The following is a 17,624-nucleotide window of genomic DNA, read 5'->3' as shown; positions in this document are numbered from 1 at the left end:
ATTGGCCAGCGTATTATTACGTGGCTGTAGAATTGCGCTCACAGAAGCAGTGTGTTCGATAACCTCGAATGTCTGCGTTCAGCGTCGCGTTTTGTTATGGGGAGACCCGATCATTACATCGTTTATGGCGCCCCAGGATGGAGCGCCGGCGTGGCGAGTTCACGCTGCGGGATTATGAAATTCAAGAAAATCGTGCGTGTTGGCCGAGATCATCGAGCGGATCCGATTATATCGCATCCGCAAATCCTCGAAGCTTTGCAGCGGGACCCAATAGCGCGGATCGCCCAGCTGGCCTTCGGCGCAATCGCACTGCTCCAACCGCGCCGACAAAGCATCGATCAGCAGGGCCAGTTTGCGGAACTGATGGGCAGGTATCGATACGCAGGCATCGTTCGCCGCGTGGGCAACGGCGTTTTCCATGCACCGCGCTTCGTGGCGCGCCAGCGCCACGAAATCGTCGGGTTGCGTATCCGTATTCAGATTTCCCATCTCTCCAGCGCCTTGCAGTGAAGGGTGCCGCATTAGGTAAAGCATGCGGTTAACGCGTCGGTCGAGCCTTGCGCATAAGCTGCCGACGGTTTCGCGGAAAGAATAACCCGATCCGAATTCGATCAGTCCGGCTTCCTTCAGAGGTGATGTGAAGAATTGGCCGGCGATTTTCCAAGTAGAAGCGGGTAAACGCGTATATAATCGATGTCGATAGTGCCGCTGGGTGGATGTGCCGGGTCGGGGTCGTGTGCCCAAGGTCCGCCTACGGCAAGGTTTACCAGCAGGTACATCGGCTTGTGCATGTCGGCGGGCGTGGGCGTGCGGGCTATTTCGCGACCGTCCACATAAAAGGCAATCATCTGCGGGGTCCATAGCAGGCCGTAATTATGGAATGTGCGGGCTGCCGTGGGTACGGTGGCAACGGCATGCGTATAGGCGCGCGGCTTCTCCCCGGACGCGGACGTGTGGGAGACGGTGCTCATGGTAATCTTCGTGGGATCCCGGCCCAATTGTTCGAATATGTCTATTTCCGGTGGCCACGACCCGTCTGCGGGAAGCAGCCAGAACGCGGGCCATAGGGATGCGCTATCGGTCAATCGCGCGCGGATTTCGAAGTAGCCGTAGCGCTGGGCGAAACTGTGCCGGGTGGTCAGCAGGCCCGAAGCATAGCGATAGCCCCACATTCTGCCCGCTTGTGTGTCGGAGACGGGGGCCGCGGTGATCGTCAGCATCCCGCGCGCGATCCGGAAGGGATTCAGGCCCAGCGGTTGCGATGCTGTCCCGCGGAAATCGCGATCGACGTAGAGTTGCTTTTCACCATTCGTGGGAAGCGTGAAGGCAGCGACGCCGGCGTAGTCGAAGCTGGTGCGCCAAGGCCCGCCCTGGTCTTGCAGACGTAGCTGGTCGAACTCTTCCGCGAAGGATGGGTGGTCGCGATCTATCGGCAGGGCGCCGGACGGGGGGGCAACGTCGATTGGCCCGGTTGCAGGGGGCGGCACAAGATCGGGCACCAGCACCAGCAACAATGCCAGCACCGACAAGCAGACCAGCAACCCGCTGGCCAATTGCAGTGTTCGGGGATGGCGGCCGGCAGCCGCCACTGCCTTGCTTCGCCAAGAGGGCCCGTGCACCGGAACCGGTCTCGCGGTCATGGTCCTGGCGACAATGCCTGGGCAGCGATGGCCATCCGGGAGAGGGCCGCCGACGCCGGGGAAACGTCCGCCTTTGGGGCTCCTGTCGCCGCGCCCGCCTGAACGCCCGCATGAACGATGGCATATCCGCCATCGTCGGCGGACGCAGGTGGAGCGATGAACGTGGCGGTGAGTGCAGGTAGCCCATCGGTCAATGTGGCCCGCGCGACATCGTCCGCAGGTGCGGGGCGCGTAACGATTTGCGTGCCGGTGGCGGCCAGCCGCGCGACTTGTGCATGAAGTGCCGAATTCGGCTCAATCGTGCCGATTACCAGGGCGACCGGCTCTGATCCGACATGCGGATCGCGCCGCGATCGCAGCCTGCGACCAGCGCCCTCCCGGGCCGAGGTCGCAAGCAGCCACCATGCGCGCCAGTCGCCACCCAATGCGCGAAGAGCAGGGCCCGGGCGCCGCGCCTTGATGTGGCCGATCGCGCGGGTGTGGCGGAGCGAGGTCCGGATGCCGGCTGTCCTTCGCCGGACGGCAGAGCGGACCGCCGCCGCGCTGCCATGGTCGAGAATGGCGTCGGCCGCGGCCAGCATTGCCGAAAGGTCGGCCTCGCTCTGGCGATGGGACGTGGACGCCTCATGCCGGCGGTAGAAATAAGTCGGCCGCGGAAGATAGGCGTATCGTGCGCCGCGCGCCATCATTCGGGCGACAAGATCGTAATCCTCGGCAATACGCAGGCGGGAATCGTAAGTCAGGTTGTGAAGGCGCAGGAATTCCAGATCCAGCAGAGGTTTGAGATAGCCCGCGCAGACCGGATCGCCGAACGCGCTGTTTGCGCGCACATATTCGGCCAGCCCGATCTGCCGCGCCGTCCGCCATGCCGGGGTGTCGGCGAAAAGCGTGGTTCGGGCGATACCCTGCGCGATGGAAAAGCCGATCATGTTGGTGGCGACGATCTCGGCGCCGCTTTCCTGGCCATGCGCCACCAGTCTTTCGATATGACGGAAATGGAGCAGGTCGTCGCTGTCCAGAATCGCCGCCCAACGTCCGCGCGCGGCGGCAAGGCTGGTGTTGCGCACAGCGGAAAGTCCTGCGCGGGGGCCGTCGATCACGCGAATGCGCGGGTCGCTGGCCGCATGGGAAAGGGCGATGGCGCGGGTCTCGTCGGTCGATCCGTCATCGACGACGATGACTTCGATATCGGCGAAACTCTGCGCGCAGGCCGAACGCAAGGCTGCGCCGATGAATGGGGCGGTGTTGCGCGCCACCATCAGCAAGGAGACCTGGGGTGTCGAAGGCGATTCCGGTGAAGATTCCGAAGACATGGGGCTGAGACCAAAGCAAGTGTCGGCAAATGAAGCGGGGCCCCCTTGCGGGAGCCCCGAGCATTCGTCCCGGACGTTCTTGGATCAGCCGAAGAAGCTGAAGTCATCCGAAGAAAGCGCCGATCCGGACATGGAAGTCACATGCAGCGTTTCGTAGTGCTGGGTGGTGGTGTCGAAGAGCTTGTAGACGAACACGCTGTGCCCGGCCCCGTCGAGATAGGCCCCGTTCTTGTAGGTGCTGGTGTCCAGCGTCAGCGTGGAACCGGCGCCGAAGCCTTCGAAGCGCAGTACGTCGCCGCCAGCCTTGCCGGCGCCTTCGAAGTCGTAGATGCGATCCACGGTCTTGTTGTCCGCGCCGATGTCGCCTGCCGCGAACTTGAACATGTCGTTACCGGCATCGCCGAGCAGGAAATCGTTGCCCTTGCCGCCGACGATCGTGTCGTCCCCGGCGCCGGCATTGATGTTGTCATTGCCGTCGAGGCCGAAAAGTACGTTGTTGGCGGCATTGCCGGTGATCATGTTGGCCAGTTCGTTGCCGGTGCCGTTGATGGCTGCGGTTCCTGCCAGGGACAGGTTCTCGACATTGGCAGTCAAGGTGTAGGAAATGCTGGCGCAGGCGGTGTCGGTGCCTTGATTGAGCTGTTCGACCACCGCATCGCCGGCGCTGTCCACGCGGTAGAAGTCGTTGCCCAGTCCGCCCACCATCTTGAACTCGCCGCCCAATCCGCTGAGCGAGTCGGCGCCATCGGTACCGGTCTTCACGGCCGTGGAGGCGACGGTGCGGTCGACGAAGGTGTAATCGCCGGTGTTGAGCGGAGCGCCCGACATCGAGGTAAGGTGAACCGTTTCGAAGCGCTGGCTGGCTGCGTCGTAAAGCTTGTAGACGAACACGCTGTGCCCGGCGCCATCGAGATAGGTGCCGTTCTTGTAGGTGCTGGTGTCCAGCGTCAGCGTGGAGCCAGCGCCGAAGCCTTCGAAGCGCAGCATGTCGCCACCGGCCGCGCCGGCGCCTTCGAAGTCGTAGATGCGGTCCAGCGTCTTGTTGTCTGCGCCGATGTCGCTGGCATCGAACACGAAGGTGTCATTGCCGGCGGCGCCGAGCAGGAAATCGTTGCCTTTGCCGCCGACGATCGTGTCGTCCCCGGCGCCGGCATTGATGTTGTCGTTGCCGTCGAGGCCGGAAAGCACGTTGTTGGCGGCATTGCCGGTGATCACGTTGGCCAGTTCGTTGCCGGTGCCGTTGATGGCTGCGGTTCCTGCCAGGGACAGGTTCTCGACATTGGCGGTCAGGGCATAGGAGATGCTGGCGCAGGCGGTGTCGGTGCCTTGATTGAGCTGTTCGACCACGACATCGCCGGCGCTGTCCACGCGGTAGAAGTCGTTGCCCAGTCCGCCCACCATCTTGAACTCGCCGCCCAATCCGCTGAGCGAGTCGGCGCCATCGGTGCCCAGCTTCAACGTGGCGGTCGGCGTGGGGGCCGCGGTGTCAGGGGTTGTTCCGGTGGCCGTCCCCGTTCCAGTCCCAGTACCTGCCGTCGCGCCGCCGGTGGAGCCGGTCGACCCGCCAGCGCTGATCGCGGTGGCAGCCTGATCCAGCGAATAGGCGTGGACATAGTCGATCGAATAGGTGCCGGTCATGCCGGCGGACGGCGCGCCCGCCCAGCTGCCGCCGACCGCAAGGTTGAGCAGCATGTACATCGGCTTGTTCATGTCGGCCGGGGTTGCCACCTGACCAACTTCCACACCGTCGATGTAGAACGTCAGATGATCCTTGTCCCACAACACGCCGTACTTGTGGAATTCGGTGGTGGCAGTGGGCACGTCGATGATGTTGTGCGTGTAGGTCGCAGGGCCGGTCGCCTTGGAAACCGTGCTCATCCACAGCGCCGTGGGATCACGGCCCAGCTGTTCGAACACGTCGAGTTCGGGCGGCCACGAACCGTCTTCCGGCAGCAGCCAGAAGGCAGGCCACAGGCCCTGGCCAGCCGGTAGCTTGGCGTTTACTTCAAAATAACCATAAAGCTGCGAGAAAGTACCCTTGGTGGTCAGCAGGCCCGAAGCGTAGTTGTAACCCCACATCGAATTGGCCTGATCGCTGCTTACCGGTGCGGCGGTGATATCCAGCACGCCGTCGTGGATCTTGAAGGGGTTCAGGCCCAGCGAGGTGCTGCTCGATCCCTTGAAATCGGCATCGACGTAAAGCTGCCGTTCCTGATTGGAGGTCAGCGTGTACTTGGCAAGGCCCGCATAGCCGAAATTGGTGTTCCAAAGGCCGCCGGCCGATTTCAGCGAGAGGCTGTTGAATTCGTCATCGAACGTCAGCTTCATCTTGGCGGTGTCGATCTGCAGCTGGAAATCGTTGGCGGTGAAATCGCCGACCGAGTGGTTGCGGAACAGCAGGGCTTCACCGCTGGCCAGCGTCAGCTTCACGTCGCTGCCGACCTGGGTGAGCAGCGAGCGAACCTGATCGAACGACGTAAGGCCGAAGCCGTCGAGGCGCGCAGTGTCCACTCCGTTCTGGAAATCGACGACGACATCGGTGCCGCCGCCCCTGGACATGACGAAGATGTCGTCACCGTCGCCACCCACCAGCACGTCGTTGCCGGCCATGCCGTTCAGCGTCTGGTGGCCGGTCTGGCCGATCAGCACGTTGTCGAGCGAATTGCCGAAGGCGGAGGTGTTGGTGAGCGAAAGCGAGAGAATTTCAACATTGTCGGGCAGGACATAGCTGACAGTGGAGCGGATCATGTCGGTGCCGCCACCGGCCAGTTCGGTGATCACGCTATCCTTGCTGTAGACCTGATAGGTATCGTCGCCCAGGCCGCCGGCCATCTTGTCGGCACCATCGTTGCCGAAAAACCAGTCATTCTTGGCAGAACCGGTCAGTACATCGGCGGCAGTGGTGCCGTAGATCGAAGAATTGCTTGCGGCCTGATTGCCGATGCTCAGTCCAAAAGCGTTCAAATAGGAAGTCTGAATACCCATGGCATTTATTCCTGATCAAAGAGCCAGCGGCTCGGTGTGATCATGGAAATAGCCGGTCGAATTAATCGAACCTGCAACGCCTTTGGTTTCCGGCGTGGTAACAATTTTAACCTGTTAGAAATGATAATAGTATGTCTCTTTAGGTTTAAGTATGTCTTCGTATTACGATTTATAAGTGTCTATTATTTCGGGTTTATTCTGAGGTTCTTGTCACCGGCGCTTGGGAATGGCGCGGTTGGTTGCGTATTTTTATTACGTGAAGTGGCGTCGGAGGGCGGCTTTATTGCAATGGATTGCCGTCTTGGCCGGACGGATCGCGTGATCCTTTCCGTGGTGCCTCCAAAAAAAATGCGCGCCTGCATGCGTCGCGGGCGCAGCTGCCGGGAATGGCGGAAGATGAACCACTATGGAGGTGGTAGTGGCGGTCATTTGCGGCCGCTCCATTTGCCGCAATCCATTTTTTTCATAGGCTTGGGCGGACTTTAGCAGCGATTCGCGCGCGCGTTCGAGAGGTTCAGAATGGGGCTCCACTCCCGCCAGACCGAATTGGTAGACTTGGTCCTTCGCCCCGGCGCGGATGCCTATGCTTTTGTTTCCATGAATGATTTTTCGATTTCGGGGGCGGCATCCGGGGGCCCCTCGCGAATCGAAGCCCCGCACGATCGGGCCTGGCGCGAATCAATGGTGCCCTATGCCGTGGATTGGCGGCGGCGGCGGATGCTTTTCACGCTGCACCCATCGAACGACTTCGCGGCAGACTATGCCTTCCTCTATCAGGCGCAACGTGAGCAGGCGCAGCAGGGAGTGCTGATTTCCTTCGATGCGTTGGACGCTTTGTTTCCGGCCTCGGCCGCGCCTGCGCAGGCCACGTTTCTGTTTTCGGTGGGGCGGTGCGGTTCCACGCTGGCGGCGGATCTTCTGGGTGCCGTGGACATTTCCGGCGTATCCGAACCCGGCGTCTACGAACAGTTGGTGGAAGGGCATCGCCGCTCGTGGCTGAACCGTCGCGACCGGGCGCGGGTGATCCGCGCGACCACGCAGGCCCTCTGCGCCTTCTTCGGTGCGCCACTGGCGGTGAAACTGCGCGCGCAGTGCACCATAGTGGCGCCGGAGATCGCGGCGGTCACCCAGGGGCGCTGCGCCATGATTCTGCGCGCGCTGGAGCCTTGGGCCATGTCTACCTATCGGGCCTTCGGGCAATGGCCGGACAATCGGCCTGACGAGTTGGCATGGCGCTATGCCAACGCCATCAAGATTTTCGACGCGCTCACCCGCGCCGGCCGGCGACCACATCTGATATGGTATGAAGACATGCTGCGTGATCCCGCCACCCTCCTGCGGGCCGTGGGCGCGGATTTGGACATTTCGGAACCTCAGAAACATGCGTTGGCCGCGACCTACAAGCGCGATTCGCAAGAAGGGCTCAGCATCGGTCGTTCGGGATCGAGCATCAGGATGCAGGCGGATATCCTGCAGGAATTCAGGCGCCGCTGGGCGCGCATGGCGCCCAATCGGCTGCTTGCCCGCTATGGCATTGCCGACCGCTTGTAAAAGGCAGCCGCGGCTTCGAATCCGCTCAGGTCAGGTCGGAAGGTAGGGATCGGAACGCCACCGATCGGGGTTTCCAGGTAGCGACCCGATCTGCAAGCTTTCGCAGACCGGCGGCGAAGGTGCTGCGGACAGGCGGACTTGCCCAGCGCTGCAGCATCAATGCAAATCCGATCATTGTTAAGCCCGCCAGCACCATGCACGCCGCGTCAGGCAGGTCCGTCGCGGCCTTGATCCGGGCGATCAGGCTGATCCCCGGCACTTGGTGTACCAGGTAGAGTTCATAGGAAATGCTGCCGATGAAGCCCAGCGGCGGCAGCCTTAGCCTGGGGTTGAAATGCGCCAGCGCGAACACTGCGGCCGTTCCCAGCGCCAGCAGGCCGTGAGTGAGGACGGAGGTTTTGCCATCATAGGCGATGGTCCCGAAATTCATGATCCAGGCGAAAATGCCGCTGACGCCAAGCACCAGAGCCGGAACGCGTTCGCGCGCGTTCATCGCGTACCAGGCGGACATGCCGATCAGGAAGAAGCCGATGTAGGGTGAGATCATCAGCTTGTCGCCCAGGCCCGGCGCCGCTGGATATACCACCGGCCCCAGCACGCCCAGCGCTGCCAGCGCGATCCAGAACCGTTCGCGGGCGATCAGATAGCCGACCGCGACATAGAAATAGAACTTGGCTTCCACGCTGAGCGTCCAGAACGCCCCGTCTGTATAGCGTGCACCGAATTCGGTCGGTACCAGCAGCAGCGTCAGCAGCAGATCGCGCGGAGACGAGTGCAATTGCCATGGCCCGAACACCAGCGGCACGATGAACGCGCCCACGGCGGCGATCAGGAACGCAGGGTAGATGCGGAGGAACCGGCTAATGGCAAATCGCGTTGCCGATCCGGCGCGCAGTACGCTCAAGGTGATGACATAGCCCGAGATCACGAAGAACATGTGCACGCCGAAGCTGCCGATCGCCCAGTCGCGCGACCAGAGCGTGTCGTAGTGCAGAATGTCGTAAGGAAAATCGGGCGGCGCCCAGCGGATCGTGTAGTGGAATGCCATCACACCTAACACCAGAATGGCGCGCAGCAGGTCTATGCCATGATTCCGGCTGCCGTGTTTGGCACCATTACGGTCCATTCCGATCCCCTGACTGTTCGGCGATGCTGTACGAATTCGGCAAGGCGGCGCATTTCGCGACGCGCTCCCTCGATCCGGATGACGATGCGCGGAACAGATAACCCAGACTGCGGCCAGTCCGTCCCTGCAACCGAGGTTAGTCTTGAAGAAGGCGTCGCGGCCAAGGCCATATCCTCCATTCTGGCGGCACTGATCCTCTTCACCCATATGGGCAGCGCGTTGGGGCCCGCGGTTCCGGTGATTTCGCTCTGTGCGTCGCTGGCGATATTGCTGTTGCTGAGAAATCGCATCGATCGGCGGCTGCTGCCGTTCGGCTGGCTTTTGCTTCTGCCCTGCTTGACGCTGGCGTCGACGGCGTGGTCGCGCATGCCCATGGTGACGCTCTATTATTCCACGCAACTGGCGGTCACGGTGCTGGGTGCCGTTGCCGTCTGGCTGTCGACCGATTTGCGCGGTTTCATCCGACAACTGTTCACGGCGTCGCTGGCGATTTGCCTGGTATCGCTGGCCGCGGGGCAGACCGGTCCTTCGATGGCGGGGCCGGTGTTGGTGGGCATTACCGGAAGCAAGAATGCCATGGCCGCGGCAGGCCAATGCCTGGTGTTCTGTGGTCTTGCCGTGGCGATGGACCGGCGGCAGCCGGCCTTATGGCGCATGGCCGGCGCGTTGGGCCTGCCGCTGGGCGGTTGGATCGTGGCGATCACGCAGGCTGCCACGATCAAGATTCTGACTTTGGCGATGCCCTTGCTGTGCATCGGCGTGGTGGCGCTGCATTCGTGTCCGGTAAAGATCCGCCCCTTTCTGGCAGCGGTACTGCTGCTCGGCACCGTGGCGGGTGGTACCGTCGCGGGAAGGGTGGCGGAGCGGGCCGAGGAGGTAACGCTCAAGACTTTCAACAAGGACAAGGGGCTTACCGGCCGCGCCTATCTTTGGACGGTGGCCTGGCAGAAGATCGCTGAACGGCCGTTGCAGGGGTATGGCTACAAGGCATTCTGGATGAGTGGATCTGCGGATTCCATCGGCCTCTTACGATCGCAGGGGATCGCCGATCCGCGCACGTTCAGCCTTCACCAGACTTATCTGGAAGCCTGGCTGGATCTGGGATTGGGCGGACTGGTGATCGTGGCGGCAACGCTGGCGACGGGATTGATTGCCGCCCTCAATCGCGCTGTCCGCTTGTGCGAGGTGCCGGACATCTTTCTGGCAGTATCGGTGGCCAGCCTTGTCATCCGCTCGTTCGGAGAGACGTTTTTTCAGCCGTTCTATGCCTATGGCACGATCGCGGTCGTGCTGATCGCCTTTGCCGTATTCGGCGCCGGGGCATCCGGGCATTCGATTTCCGCGTCCGATTCCCGTTGGCGCCGCACCAACCGCCATGGGATGCCGTTCAGAGCGTGACCAGCGCGGCTATAGTGACGCGGTTTTCGCGATAGACGTGTTCTGCCCCGGAAGAGGTTCTGTCGCTGAACCGATAACCCACCCGAAGAGAGAGGCGGCGGCTCACCAGCAGGCGTGCGCCCGCTTCGGCGCGAATCTCGTGGCTGGAAGGGGAGGGGCCGAGGGGCGCGATAGTCAGGTGACGGGCTCCGGCGGAAAGGATCAGATTGCGGCGATATTCGTGGTTAGCGCCCAGGCTGAATTCGGTGACGCGGTTGCCGGCAATCGTGGTTGAAGCGGCTTCGTCCACCCGCCTGTCGGCGCTGAAGCGCAGCGACGTCAGGCTGGTGAGGTTCCATAGCAGGTCCGCACCGAAGGAAAGGCCCGAAGTGTCGCGCAACTGGGGGGATTTGTAGTCGCGCCGCAGATAGCCGATGCGCGCTTCTCCGGTAAGCAGGCTGGTCAGTTCGAAGCGCAACCCGCCTTCCACGCGAAGGCCGCGGGAATCCCGGTTGAGATGGGTAGGCTGGCGCGGATCGCCGGCCGCCAGCGTGTAGTCGATCCGCCCCAATGCCGCGCGCGCGATGGCACGTATGCCGGGCCGGAATTCGTACCCGATCAGAAGGTTACCGGCGTAGTCGTTGCTGTCGCGATAGCGTTGCGACAGGCTTTGTCCGTCCGGATAAGCCACCGAGGAGAAGCGCAGGGCCGTGATCGATCCACCCACGCCCAGTGTAAGGCGACCGGCGGTTCGCTGCGCATTCAGCGTTACGCCTTCGCGCGTGAAGTGGGACGGCTCCGATGCGCCCGTCGGGCTGTTGAAGCTGGCACGCGGTTCTGCTTCTCGATCCGCGGTGCCGGATCCGGCGATCCAACTGTCGGCGGCAATGTCGTACCGCCCCTCCAGCCGCGCGCCATAGCGGGAGACGTCTTCCGATGTCTGCCGCAGGTGGAGAGACTGGTCGTAATGCGCCGAAAGGCCCAGCGCGTGCCGGGTAAAGCCGGACCGCAGGGAGACTTTCGAGGTCAGCAATGCGGCAAGATCGGATCGCCGATCCTCACCGGTGGCAAGTACGTTGTCGGTGGCTTCGGTGGCCAAACCGAATTCGGGGTAGACGAAGAATGAGCCGATCCGCCCACCAATCGGTGCATATTCGGGGCGAGGGCGATCGGCCACGCTGGTGCCTTCCGGCAAGATTGCGGCCTGGCCTGACGTGGATTGACCGAACGCGGATTGACCGAATGCGGAGGTGGCCGGAACCACAAACGCAAATATGCTGAACCAGCCCCGTCGCCGCATAAGTTCCAGACCCCCGTTCCGGGCCGCGCATCGCCCCTTGCAGGCGGCGATGTGCGGCTTCCCGATGTGCTGCATAGGGGCGGGCGCCAAGGGCGGTTACCGTTGAAGGATCGGAAACGCACCTTTCCGTATCTCTGCATGGATCGGCTTTGCTGCGGGTTGGCTCGCGCTGCCGGAATGGTGGCCCGGCGCCAGTCGTCCGGCACGGAAAAGCACGCCCCGTGCATTCAGGCGCCGGCTCAGGCCGGGCACGGGCAATTGATCCGAAACGGCCTAAGAATGCCCTGATTCGAACGAGTCATACGGTTGTCGCAAGGGGCGGACCTGCCGATACAGGCGGGGGCTGCCCGGGAAGCGTTCCCGACGGTCCAGGCGGCTCATCGCCATGGAAACGGAGGCTGCAATGGCGGATCGCACGGGAAAAATGTCGTCGCACGGGCGTCTGTCCGATGCGGAGGCCGTATGATCCGGGCCCTTGGCCTGCCGCTTGGAGTCATTGGCCTGTTGCTGGGCAACGGCGCCGGGGCGCAGGCGCTTGCAGTACCGGCTGTGGCGGCGGATGCCCCCTCGGGTTCGCATGATTCAGCTTCGATCGGATTCCTGACGGCAGATCAACTGGCCCGCCAATGCCGCGAGGGGACGGCCTTCTCGATCACCTATTGTCTGGCCTTTCTGGCCGGTGTGCATGATTCCATTCGTGCTTATGAGCAATGGCTGGGTCAGCGCGAGTTCTGCGCGCCGCAGGCCGTCAAGCAGCGCGATCTTGGTAACGCCTTCCTGGCATTCGTGGCGGCGCATCCGGAATATCGCGATGGTCTGGCCTCCTCGGTCGCGGTGGTGGCGATGAAGGAGGCCTGGCCTTGTACCATGTCGGATCGCTGAATGTCGCTGATGCTGCCGCGCCGCCAGTGGGGCGCGCAGCCCGCAAGGCCCGACTGGCGTTGACGCAGGCGATGGCGTTGCTGCTGGCGCTAGGTCTGTTAGGGGCGATGCTTACGGTTTCGGGCGGGTTCTGGCCGGGGGATGCGCCGGTAAAGGGCAAGCCGGCCGTGCGCGCTCTGCAAGCAGTGCGACCGCTCGATCCCGAAGGCCTGATCGTGGCCGATCCCGCCCAGATCGAGGCATTGACCCGGTCGCAGGCGCTTGGGCTGAACGCCGCGCGACCGGTTTCCACACTGCCCAATCCGCCCGCGCGGGCATTCATTCTGGCCGGCGATGCGCCCGGTTATGCTCGCGCACTCGCTTGCCTGACTGCTGCGGTCTATTACGAGGCCGCCTACGAGCCGGTCGACGGGCAGCGCGCGGTGGCACAAGTCGTGCTCAATCGCGTGCGCCATCCACTCTATCCGCATACGGTCTGCGGCGTCGTGTTTCAGGGGGCGGAGCGCGCCACCGGGTGCCAGTTCACGTTCACTTGCGACGGTTCGTTGGCGAGGGCACCGGTTCCCGCCGTCTGGGCGCGCGCGCGCGCCGTGGCGCAACGGGCGCTTGCCGGATGGGTCGTGCCCGAAGCCGGACTGTCGACACATTACCATGCCGACTATGTCGTCCCTTATTGGTCCGCGATGCTGGTCAAGACTGCGGTGATCGGCCAGCATGCATTTTACCGGATGCCTGAGGGCTATGGGCGTCCTGCCGCCTTCGTGTCGCGCTATGCGCAAGCGGAGCCGCATGAGGCCTTCGGAATGGCCGCCGCGCTGGCGGGTATGGATGATGCGGCGATCCTGCCTGCCCCGCCTGCCGATGCAGGTAGTGGTGCACGCCCCGTTCTGGACCGGGCCGGCGGGATCGTCGGGCAAAGTGCACGGCCGGGCGACGCATCGCGGGAAGCACGCGGTGGCGGAAATTCCGCCTGGATGGCGCCGTCCGGAAAGAACGTAGGGCGCTGGATCGTGGGAATCGATGGCAGCCGCGCGCCGTCCGTTCCAAGTATAGTCTATGAATCGACAAATTGATTGATCGATTTTGAAGCTAACATTTCTTGCCGTTAGTTGGTCGATGCTTGATGGCTTCGTGTGATCGCGGGCTATTGGCGTGCCCGTTTCAACGTGTTCCCCGAAATCGAGCCGGCGACCGGATCTACACGTGAAAGCTCTTTTCCGTGTGTCCTCACGTTCTCGGGCCGTGACGGGGCGCAAGACTTTCTGGGGGGAAGGGCGTGACGATCAGGGCGATCAGGCCGATCCTGCGGGTTTGCACGACGGGGGTGGCCACGTGTCTGTCGACGGCATCGCCATGCGCACCGCACGGACCTCCAGCCGAGGCATCTACGGAAGCATCGGCCAGTTCTCCCAACCCGATCCGTTCCGGGGCGACATCCGGGACGGCGCGAACGGTGCGCCCCGATGCCATAGTTGAGGCGATGAAAGCATCGGGGGAAGCATCGGGCGCGCAATCCGCCGATCCCCCGATGCCGATGGGCGCCACTGGCGCCGCCGCCACTGCCATCGCCGTTCCGGCGCCGCAATCGTCTGGCCGCTATCCCGCCCCACTTTACCGGCCCGATGGGGGCGCGGCGCGGTCAGAGATTCCCGCGCAAGTCACCACGCTGCGTGCGGCGGTGGCGCTGGCCTATGCAACCAACCCTCAGCTTCTTGCCGCACGGGCGGAAGCGCGATCGGCGGATTATGGCTTTGCGCAGGCGCGTTCCGCCTTCGGGCCGGTGTTGTCCGCCTCCGCCAACTATGCCTTCACCCGGTTGCGTGAAGAGACGGCGTCCGGGCCCTTCATGGGTGCGCAAGGATGGGCGAGCGGCGCGAATCTGGTGCTGTCGCAACCGATCTGGAGCTCGGGCCGTCTTGCCGCCGGGCAGGAGGCGGCGCTGGCAACATCGCAGTACCGGCGCGAGGCCCTGCGGCTTACGGAAGCGCAAGTGCTGGGAAATGTCGTTTCCGCCTACGTGGCGGTACGGCGCGATACCCAGTCGGTGACGATCGCGCATGAGAATTTGCAGCTGCTGGAACAGCAACTGGAAGAAAATCGGGCCCGCTTTGGCGTCCGCGATCTGACGTTGACCGAACTGGATCAGACGCGCACCCGGCTTGAGCTGGGGCGTGCCCAGCTGCTGCAGGCGCAGGGGCAACTTGGCCTCTCGCAAAAGCAGTTCCTGCAATATGTGGGGGCGCCGCCGGGCGAACTGGCTGCACCCGATGCGCTGGAGATCGGCTTCGCTTCGCTTGAAGACGCCTATGCCTATGCAGAGGTCAACAGCGGCGTAATCGGCGCGGCGCGCGCGAAGGAGCGGATTTCGCGGGCACAGGCCACGGCGGAAAAGGCGGAATATGGCCCAAGCGTCGGGCTGCAGGGCACGTTCGCTTATGCCTCGCAGTCGCCGTACAACGATGAATTGCGGTACAGCGAGTTCGTTGGGCAGGTGGTGGTGCGCCAGACGCTGTTCGACAGCGGCCTGCGTCATGCACGGACCCGTGCCGCGCAGGAGGCCAATCAGGCGGACTGGCGCCTGCTCGATTCCGCCTATCGCGACACGCGAGAGGCCGTGGGTTCTTCCTGGGATCAGCTGGCATCGTTGCGTGCGGCACTTGTCAGGTATGGTCTGGCGATCACGGCGGCGGAAGAAGCCTATCAGGGGGCGTTGATCCAGCAGAAGACCGGTGATCTCAACACTCTCGACGTACTGGACCTGGCGCGCGATCTGCTGACATTGCGGAACAGCTACAACGTCACCCAGGCTGATGAGCTGATCACGCGCGCCAACCTGCTGGCGGCGGCGGGATTGCTGGAAGGCCCACGGCTGGTCATGGACATTGCGCCCTACGATGCGGATGCCCATTTCGAGCGCGTGCGCGATCAGGGGGATATTCCGCTGATAACGCCGATCCTTGCCGGACTGGATTCTTTCCCCAATGGCAATTTGCGGGGGGAGCGCGCCGTGCGGGATGCCGCGGCGGAGACGGCGCTGGGGCCCGCCATGCCCCTACCCCCCCAGCCCGGGCCGTAAATCCGATGGCGCGTTCATGAGCTGACGGGGCGCGTCTGGGCCAATGCCTCGATCGCGCGCGGAGGTTGACCGGGGCGAGGGCCGATCAGCCGTTGGCGGAGAAAGCCGATCGACCAGGCAAGGTGCATCACCATGGCTGCCAACCCGGCCCCGGCCGAACAGAAACACCGCTGCAAGAGGCCCAGCGTCAGCCCGTAGCCCAGGCAGAGCGCGGCCCAGATCACCATGGGGACCGCCAGTATCGCGGCCAGCGGCAAGATCGGGGCAAGGCACAGGCCGACAAGGCCGAGCAGCACGATCGGAGCAATACCGATCGGGATGGCCTGTCGCGGTTTGATGGACACGGCGTGGCGTGTCAGCGTCATCGCCCGTCCCCGGCCATAGCCGCGATATTGCCGGAACAGCGCGACAGGCGTTCCGCGCGGCCAGTACCCCAGCGCCAGCGAGGGCTCCAGCCAGATCCGTCCGCCTGTCGCGGCAAGGCGCAAATCGAATTCGGCATCCTCATTGTGTGAAAAGCTCTCGTCGTAACCGCCGATCTGCCGGAACAGTGCAAGGTCGATGAGGGCGTGATGGCCATGATCGACGAAATGGCCCGCCCCGATCCTGCGATGCGCCGAACCGCCGTTGCCCAGCACCGAATTCTGCGCCGCCGCCGCCGCCTTCTGGAAGCATCCGCTACCCTGCGTGACCATCGGTACGACAACCGATGCGGCGCCCTGCCGCAGCGCGGTATCGATCAGGCCGGCAACGTAGCCGGAGGGGTAAATACAATGCGCATCGATCCGCACCAGCCATCGGTGCCCGGCGGAATGGCGCGCGGCCGCCAGATTCATTCCGGCACTTTGCACACGTCCAGGATTGTCCAGCAGGATAAGGTTCGTGTGGGAGGCAGCATGGCGGGCCACGATCGCACGGCTGGCATCGGTGCTGCCGCCATCGGCGACGATCACCGTGGCGCCCGGGTTCTCGCGCAGAAGAGTGTCCAGTAGCGCAGGCAGATGATCTTCTTCGTTGAGGCACGGGATGACGATCAGAACGCCCATCATGCCACCCCCAGGACGGTTTTGCCGATGGCGCGGGCCTGCGCGGCATCCATGACCACGGCCTGGCGCGGGATCCGTGCCGCCGCCTCGCGCAGCCGGGCGAATCCCGCGGCAGAGAGACTGGCCAACCAATCGGGCAGTTCGCATTCCGGCGCTTTGGTCAGGACTCCCGCGTCATGCCGGGCCAGCCATTCGCCCGTGGCCACGTTGGCCAGCGCGATGGGCACGGCACCGTGGGCGAGGCTTTCGTAAAGTCGGTTCGGCAGAAGCCAGGCGGAATTTAGCCCCTCCTCGAAATAATCGATCGACCATGCAAAATGGACCTGCCCATAAAGGCCCGGCAGATCCTCCGCGTGGTAGCCCCCAAGGAAGGAGACCCCCGGCGCGCCCGCGATTTCGGCCGCGAAGTCGCGGAATATATCCAGGGAGGGGCGACCGGCGATCAACACTTCCACTGTTCCGGGGCAGGCGGACGCAATTGCGCGGAGCAAATCGAGCGAACGGCGGCAGCGGAGCATCCCGAACCAGCCGATGCGCCATGGCGGGCCCATCGCCGCCGGTATGGCAGCCGGTTCGGCTGTCCGGCCCGATGCGGGCAAGCCGCCGGGGACAAGGTTTTCGACGAGGACGATCTCTCCCGCCCAGCCACGCCGTTCGCGAAAATAGCGGTCGCGGAAGGCCGGTGCGCTGACAACTACCAGATCGACGCCGCGCATCGCCCAGCCCTCCACGCTGCGCAGCAGGCGCGAAGCCGGGCCGTGCCCCAGCAGCAACCGGTGAATGTCCAGGCATTCGTAGACGAGCCGCTGATCCGGCCGCCTAACCCGCGTCGCCAGCACCAGCGTTTCCAGATTGCGGGCAACGATTACATGCGCGTCGGTTGTCACCTGCCGCAATCGGCCCGGGATCAGCCATTGACGCAGGACGCTGCGCAATCGCGCCAGCAAGGCGCCGTCGCGCGTGTGGCCTAGCGGCTCCGCCGCCAACCCCTCCACTTCGGCGGGAGGTATTCGGGTCCGGTGGAAGCCCGCCAGCCGAACGGCCGCACCAGCCGAGCGCAGCAGGGCGATCCGGCGCCGGACGGCCGCATCGCGAAGGTCGTGGACGATGTAGGCCAGTGGCACGCCGTCCGGCTCTGGCGCGTCGATAGCCGCCGCAGGGGATATTTCGGTGAAGGGGCAGGGTGCGGCCAAGGCGGGATTGTTCATGGTCGGCGGCCTCCATCGCTCTCGTGGGGCGATGATAGGCGGCGCGGAATGCCGCGTGCGGGCGACTGAATCCGTTGTGGCGGGGAACCGGGACCGTCGCGCCAGGGCATTGCACCCACG

The 17,624-nt window shown here is 63.7% G+C and carries 13 protein-coding genes; 5 read left to right on the top strand and 8 right to left on the bottom strand.

What is annotated here, in order from left to right; all coding sequences use genetic code 11:
* Positions 1–159: 159 nt before the first annotated feature.
* The 4 genes from ACZ1JC_RS25145 to ACZ1JC_RS25130 form a co-directional block, all read right to left on the bottom strand.
* A complete protein-coding gene (locus tag ACZ1JC_RS25145) occupies positions 160–450 on the bottom strand; it encodes a hypothetical protein (RefSeq protein ID WP_465137570.1) in 291 nt (96 codons plus the stop codon).
* 176 nt (positions 451–626) lie between these two features.
* Positions 627–1,589, bottom strand: coding sequence for a glycoside hydrolase family 16 protein (locus ACZ1JC_RS25140; protein WP_465137571.1), 963 nt, complete (start codon positions 1,587–1,589; stop codon positions 627–629).
* Positions 1,590–1,636: 47 nt separating this feature from the next.
* Positions 1,637–2,953, bottom strand: coding sequence for a glycosyltransferase family 2 protein (locus ACZ1JC_RS25135; RefSeq protein ID WP_465148431.1), 1,317 nt, complete (start codon positions 2,951–2,953; stop codon positions 1,637–1,639).
* An 84-nt stretch (positions 2,954–3,037) separates the two neighbouring features.
* Positions 3,038–5,938 carry a family 16 glycosylhydrolase gene (locus tag ACZ1JC_RS25130; protein ID WP_465137573.1) on the bottom strand — a complete coding sequence of 967 codons (2,901 nt, stop codon included), beginning with the start codon at positions 5,936–5,938 and terminating at the stop codon, positions 3,038–3,040.
* A 681-nt stretch (positions 5,939–6,619) separates the two neighbouring features.
* Here ACZ1JC_RS25130 and ACZ1JC_RS25125 point away from each other — a divergent pair.
* Entirely contained in the window at positions 6,620–7,489 is an 870-nt protein-coding gene (locus ACZ1JC_RS25125) for a hypothetical protein (protein ID WP_465137574.1), read from the top strand.
* 25 nt (positions 7,490–7,514) lie between these two features.
* Here the strand turns inward: ACZ1JC_RS25125 and ACZ1JC_RS25120 are convergent, their stop codons facing one another.
* Positions 7,515–8,615 carry an acyltransferase family protein gene (locus ACZ1JC_RS25120; RefSeq protein ID WP_465137575.1) on the bottom strand — a complete coding sequence of 367 codons (1,101 nt, stop codon included), beginning with the start codon at positions 8,613–8,615 and terminating at the stop codon, positions 7,515–7,517.
* Between the two features lie 78 nt (positions 8,616–8,693).
* Between ACZ1JC_RS25120 and ACZ1JC_RS25115 the strand changes: the two genes are divergently transcribed.
* The gene (locus tag ACZ1JC_RS25115) at positions 8,694–10,013 is read left to right on the top strand and encodes an O-antigen ligase family protein (protein ID WP_465148433.1); all 1,320 of its coding nucleotides are present in this window, start codon (positions 8,694–8,696) and stop codon (positions 10,011–10,013) included.
* Here the strand turns inward: ACZ1JC_RS25115 and ACZ1JC_RS25110 are convergent.
* On the bottom strand, positions 10,003–11,169 hold the full coding sequence (locus ACZ1JC_RS25110) for an outer membrane beta-barrel protein (protein ID WP_465137578.1): 1,167 nt from the start codon (positions 11,167–11,169) through the stop codon (positions 10,003–10,005). The two genes, ACZ1JC_RS25115 and ACZ1JC_RS25110, sit on opposite strands and share 11 nt — an antisense overlap.
* Before the next feature lie 585 nt (positions 11,170–11,754).
* Here ACZ1JC_RS25110 and ACZ1JC_RS25105 point away from each other — a divergent pair.
* From ACZ1JC_RS25105 to ACZ1JC_RS25095, 3 genes are all read left to right on the top strand, one after another.
* On the top strand, positions 11,755–12,174 hold the full coding sequence (locus ACZ1JC_RS25105) for a Rap1a/Tai family immunity protein (RefSeq protein ID WP_465137579.1): 420 nt from the start codon (positions 11,755–11,757) through the stop codon (positions 12,172–12,174).
* Positions 12,153–13,247 (top strand): cell wall hydrolase, encoded by a 1,095-nt coding sequence (locus ACZ1JC_RS25100; protein WP_465137580.1) that lies wholly within the window; start codon positions 12,153–12,155, stop codon positions 13,245–13,247. The genes ACZ1JC_RS25105 and ACZ1JC_RS25100 overlap by 22 nt, the downstream gene beginning before the upstream one ends.
* Positions 13,248–13,654: 407 nt before the next feature.
* Positions 13,655–15,250, top strand: coding sequence for a TolC family protein (locus ACZ1JC_RS25095; protein WP_465137581.1), 1,596 nt, complete (start codon positions 13,655–13,657; stop codon positions 15,248–15,250).
* Between the two features lie 14 nt (positions 15,251–15,264).
* On the opposite strand, the gene ACZ1JC_RS25090 is transcribed toward ACZ1JC_RS25095, so the two are convergent.
* Both ACZ1JC_RS25090 and ACZ1JC_RS25085 read right to left on the bottom strand, forming a co-directional pair.
* Complete coding sequence (locus tag ACZ1JC_RS25090) at positions 15,265–16,299, bottom strand: glycosyltransferase family 2 protein (protein WP_465137582.1); 1,035 nt, start codon at positions 16,297–16,299, stop codon at positions 15,265–15,267.
* Entirely contained in the window at positions 16,296–17,504 is a 1,209-nt protein-coding gene (locus tag ACZ1JC_RS25085; protein ID WP_465137583.1) for a glycosyltransferase family protein, read from the bottom strand. Before ACZ1JC_RS25085 ends, ACZ1JC_RS25090 begins: the two co-directional genes overlap by 4 nt.
* Positions 17,505–17,624 lie beyond the last annotated feature (120 nt).

Source organism: Sphingomonas sp. BL-S-28 (genome assembly GCF_055521515.1).
The sequence above is the reverse complement of the archived record's forward strand: the minus strand, read 5'-3'. Positions and strand labels throughout refer to the sequence as shown.

Bases quoted from the DNA above. Each gene is read 5' to 3' on its own strand.
- ACZ1JC_RS25135 (WP_465148431.1), bottom strand. From the start codon at position 2,953: ATGTCTTCGGAATCTTCACCGGAATCGCCTTCGACACCCCAGGTCTCC.
- ACZ1JC_RS25130 (WP_465137573.1), bottom strand. From the start codon at position 5,938: ATGGGTATTCAGACTTCCTATTTGAACGCTTTTGGACTGAGCATCGGC.
- ACZ1JC_RS25125 (WP_465137574.1), top strand. From the start codon at position 6,620: ATGGTGCCCTATGCCGTGGATTGGCGGCGGCGGCGGATGCTTTTCACG.
- ACZ1JC_RS25120 (WP_465137575.1), bottom strand. From the start codon at position 8,615: ATGGACCGTAATGGTGCCAAACACGGCAGCCGGAATCATGGCATAGAC.
- ACZ1JC_RS25115 (WP_465148433.1), top strand. From the start codon at position 8,694: ATGACGATGCGCGGAACAGATAACCCAGACTGCGGCCAGTCCGTCCCT.
- ACZ1JC_RS25105 (WP_465137579.1), top strand. From the start codon at position 11,755: ATGATCCGGGCCCTTGGCCTGCCGCTTGGAGTCATTGGCCTGTTGCTG.
- ACZ1JC_RS25095 (WP_465137581.1), top strand. From the start codon at position 13,655: ATGAAAGCATCGGGGGAAGCATCGGGCGCGCAATCCGCCGATCCCCCG.
- ACZ1JC_RS25090 (WP_465137582.1), bottom strand. From the start codon at position 16,299: ATGATGGGCGTTCTGATCGTCATCCCGTGCCTCAACGAAGAAGATCAT.
- ACZ1JC_RS25085 (WP_465137583.1), bottom strand. From the start codon at position 17,504: ATGAACAATCCCGCCTTGGCCGCACCCTGCCCCTTCACCGAAATATCC.